At 66.5% G+C, this 4445-nt stretch carries 2 protein-coding genes; one reads left to right on the forward strand and one right to left on the reverse strand.

What is annotated here, in order from left to right; all coding sequences use genetic code 11:
* Positions 1–234 precede the first annotated feature (234 nt).
* Entirely contained in the window at positions 235–2253 is a 2019-nt protein-coding gene (locus EX88_RS0122410) for a M13 family metallopeptidase (protein ID WP_051885439.1), read from the reverse strand.
* Between the two features lie 479 nt (positions 2254–2732).
* On the opposite strand from EX88_RS0122410, the gene EX88_RS0122415 reads away from it, so the two are divergent.
* Positions 2733–4256: a S8 family peptidase gene (locus tag EX88_RS0122415; RefSeq protein WP_161786172.1), complete on the forward strand. Its 1524-nt coding sequence runs from the start codon at positions 2733–2735 to the stop codon at positions 4254–4256.
* Positions 4257–4445: the final 189 nt, after the last annotated feature.

The raw sequence follows: 4445 nt of genomic DNA on the forward strand, positions 1-4445 counted from the left end.
GACAAAAGAAAGTAACCCGCCGCTTTAGTGGCGGAAGCTTTTGGCGTTTGATCCTGGTTTTGCTTGAGCGAAGCGTCGCGAGACCGTCACAGCACGGTCGCGGCTTGCGCCGCTCCTACCCCGCGACGGTACGCCGCTTCGAGGCGCAGCGCCGGCGTCACCGCCACTGCGCGTCCCGCGGTCGCGGCTCACGCCGCGCCTACAAGGGGCCTACGAACTATGAAGCCGCCCCCCTCACCACACCTCGCAGCGCTTAGCCTCCGCCCGCACCATCGCATCGCCCGCCTTGCACTCGAACACCTGCTGGAACGCCGGCAGGTTCGACAGCGGGCCGTTGACGCGGTACTTGGCGACCGGGTGCGGGTCGCCCTGGATCATGGTGCGCTGGGTCTCCAGGCGGGTTTCATCGCCGCGGAACTGACCCCAGGCGATGAAGAACTGTTTCTCGGGGCTGAAGCCGTCCAGGGTCGGCTCCGGGCCCTTGCCTTCGCGCGACTTCAGATAGGCGCGATAAGCGATCTTGGCGCCGGCCAGATCGCCGATGGATTCGCCCAGCACCAGTTTGCCGTTGTGATGCTGGCCGGGTTCGATGAAATAGCCCTCGAACTGGTCGACCACGCACTGGCCTTTGGCTGCGAACTGCTTGCCGTCGGCGGGCGTCCACCAATTGGACAAGCGGCCTTTGGCGTCGAACTGCGCGCCCTGGTCGTCGAAACCGTGGCTGATCTCGTGGCCGATCACCACGCCGATGGCGCCGTAGTTGACCGCGTCGGTCGCGTTCACGTCGAACGCGGGCGACTGCAGGATGCCGGCCGGGAACACGATCTCGTTCTGCAAGGGGTTGTAGTAGGCGTTGGAGGTCGGCGGGGTCATGCCCCAGCGGCTACGGTCGGTCGGCTTGCCGATCTGGCTGCGGTTATCAGTCACGTTCCAGCGCGAAGCGGCGACGAGGTTGTCCCAGGCCGAGTCGCGGCTCACCGCGACGCCCTGGTAATCCTTGAATTTGTCCGGATAGCCCAACTTGGCGACGAAGGTCGAGCGCTTTTCCAGCGCCTTCTTCTTGGTCGCGTCGTCCATCCAGGCCAGCTCGCCGATGGTGTCGTCCATCGCCGCCAGGATGTTCTTGACCATGTCCTGCATGCGCGCCTTGGCTTCCGGCGGGAAGTACTTCTCCACGTACTTCTGCCCCAGCGCTTCGCCGAGCTGGGTGTCGGTGAGCTCGGCGCAACGCTTCCAGCGCGGCTTCATCTGGGTGGCGCCGGTCAGGAACTTGCCGTTGAAGGCGAAGTTCTCCTCGACGAAGGGCTGCGACAGCGAGTCGGCCGCGGTGTTGAGCAGATGCCATTGCAGATAGGTCTTCCACTGGGGCAAGGGCGTCGTCGCCAGCTCCTTTTCGACCTGCTGCAGGAACTTCGGCTGGGTCACGTTGACCGCGTTGCGCGGCATGCCGGCCGCATCGAAGTAACGGCCCCAATCGAAACTCGGCGCGAGCTTGGACAGGTCGGCGAACGCAGTCGGGTTGTCCTGCAGCTTCGGGTTGCGCAACTGCACGTTGTCCAGCGAGGCCTCAGCCAGGCGCTTCTCGAAGTCGAACACCGTCTGTGCGTCGCGTTGCGCCTGCTCGGCCGGGGTGCCGGCCAGCTCGAACATCTTGGCCACATGCACCAGGTACTTGGCGCGCGCCTCGACGAAACGCGGCTCCGGCTTGAGGTAATAATCGCGATCCGGCAAACCGAGGCCGCCGGCGTAGACATGGGCGATGGTCTGCGACGGCTCGCGCAGGTCCTCGCCGGCGAACAGCACGAACGGCACGCCCACGCCGGCGTCGTGCAGCTTGCCGATCATGCGTTGCACGCCGGCACCATCGCCGATGGCGCCGATCTCGCTGAGCCACGGCTGCACCGGCTTGCTGCCGAGCGCATCGACCCGCGACTCGTCCATGCAGGCCGCATAGAAATCGCCGGCCAACTGGCCCGCGCTGCCCTTCGGCCAATCCTTGCGCGCCGACAACTCGGTCAGGATGTCGCGCACGCGCTCCTTGTTGAGCTCGCCCGATTGCCAGCGCCGGCTCCAGCGGTCCATGTAATCCGGGATCGGGTTCTGTTTGCGCCAAGCGCCGTTGGCGTAGTCGTAGAAATCGGTGCAGGCATTGCCCTGACGGTTGATATCGTCGGGTTGGATGCCGTGCAAGGCGCCGGCGGACGCGGTGGACATGGCCAACAAAGCGACGAGCGGGAGGCTGGACTTGGACACGGCACGATCCCTGCTGAATGGTGCCGCCACTATAGCGAGCGCCCTCGCCCGGACCCGTCCCAGAAGTCCTGTTCGCACCGGACTCCGCTCGCATTGCGTCGATCGGCCAGGCCGCGATGCGGCGCCTGAGACAAGAACGCCTCCATCCGATGCCGTCTCGATGCACTGCACAAGGTTTCGCCCGCGCACATCGCCTCGGGCCCAACCCAACCCATCACCCTGACACGTCCGCGGCCTGCGCGACGGGCATAGGCCGCATTGCGACGTCCTCAAGCCGTGTGCTCGATCCCGGTTTACGCACAGGAAAAAACCGACTGCGTCGCGTCATTGAAAGCGTGATCCGTCTCAAGTCGAGGCACATAGCGCCTGACTATCCTCGCCGCCGGATCGCCCGACGGTCCGCTCCGCACCGGCCGCGAAGCCCGGACAGCGTGTCGCTTCGCATGACGGCTCCTCCCATCCACTCAGGATTCTTTCTCATGCGCTCCAAGTCCTCACCCGCACGCACGAAATCCGCTCCCTTGCTGCGTTTGCTGCTGCCGTGCCTGGCGATCGCGGCGATGCCCGCGGTCGCTCCGCTCGCCGCACCGCCGTCGAACGCACCCGCATCCCTGTCGGTCATGCCCAAGCCGGCCAAGACCCAACTCAGCCGCTACGATTCGCGCGAGTACATCGAAGTCAAATTCGTCCGCGACAGCCAGGTGCGCCTGCAGGGCGGACGCCCGACCTCGGCGAAATACGGGCGCCTGGCGGCACTGGAAAGCCTGGCCACCGGCGCCGGCCCGGTCGCGGACATGGAGCCCTTGTTCCGCGCCGACGAAGCCACGCTCACGGCCTTGTCGAAGAGCGCACAACCGCAGGCGCAGAACGAACAGCCCGACCTCAGCCAATGGTTCCGCCTGAAAGTGCGGCCGGGCCAGGACATCCAGCGGGTGATCGACGAACTCAACGCGATGAGCATCGTCGAGATCGCCTACCCGGCGGCGCTGCCGATGCCGCTGCCGGCCTCGCCCGCGTATCACGACTACCAGTACTACAAACTGCCCGCGGCGCAGAACGGCATCGACAGCCAGTACGCCCGCACCGTGGCCGGCGGCGACGGCACCGGCGTGCGCGTGCTCGACATCGAATACAGCTGGAACACTAACCACGAAGACCTGTCCAAGCTGCGCCTCGCCGGTGCGCTGGTCGCCAACGGCACGCCGAGCGACCCGTTCAACGACAACAACCACGGCACCGCGGTGATGGGCGAACTGGTCGCCGACAATAACGGCATCGGCGTCACCGGCCTGGTCAGCGGCGCCAGCGCGCACTACACCAATGCGATGAACACCCAGCGCGGTTACGACCTGGCCAATGCCATCCTGACCGCGGCCAACGCCTTGCGCGCCGGCGACGTGATGCTGCTCGAACAACAGGCAGCCGGACCGAGCGGTTGCAGCAACTACGTGCCGGTGGAGTGGACGCCCTCGGTGTACGACGCCATCGTCGTTGCCACCAACAAAGGCGTGCACGTGGTGCAGGCCGGCGGCAACGGCAACATGAATCTCGACAACACCGCTTGCTTCGGCTCGCCGTTCCCGCGCAGCCGCCCGGATTCGGGATCGATCATCGTCGGCGCCGGCGGCCCGCGTTCGACCACCTGGTGCAGCGACACCGTCGCCGAACGCGCCAAGCAACCGTTCTCGACCTACGGCCGCCGCGTCAACGTGCAGGCTTGGGGCCGCTGCGTCACCAGCACCGGTTATGGCGGCCTGTACAACGGCGGCGTCAACGCGCGCTACACCAAGACCTTCTCCGGCACCTCCAGCGCCTCGCCGATCGTCGCCGCGGCAGTGGTCGCGCTGTCGGGCATCGCCAAGCAACGCGGCATCACCCTCACCCCGCGGCAGATGCGCGACCTGCTCATGACCACCGGCACCCCGCAGACCGGCAGCGGCGGCCAGATCGGCCCGCTGCCGGACCTGCGCGCAGCGATCGCACGACTGGTCACGATGCGTTGAGCCTCAGCGAGCGAAGGGCCACGCGCCCTTCGCTCGCGTTCTCCCACGCGTGACGACCCCAAGGGTAGGAGCGGCGCGAGCCGCGACCGCGAAACCGAAACTACGACGGATCTTTCGCCTGCGCGGTCGCGACTCGCGTCGCTCCTACCCCTTGGATCGTCGGCCTTTGTAGGAGCGGCGTAAGCCTCG

This window comes from Lysobacter antibioticus, from assembly GCF_000731095.1.
Lineage (GTDB): Bacteria > Pseudomonadota > Gammaproteobacteria > Xanthomonadales > Xanthomonadaceae > Lysobacter > Lysobacter antibioticus_B.

Bases quoted from the DNA above. Each gene is read 5' to 3' on its own strand.
- EX88_RS0122415 (WP_161786172.1), top strand. From the start codon at position 2,733: ATGCGCTCCAAGTCCTCACCCGCACGCACGAAATCCGCTCCCTTGCTG.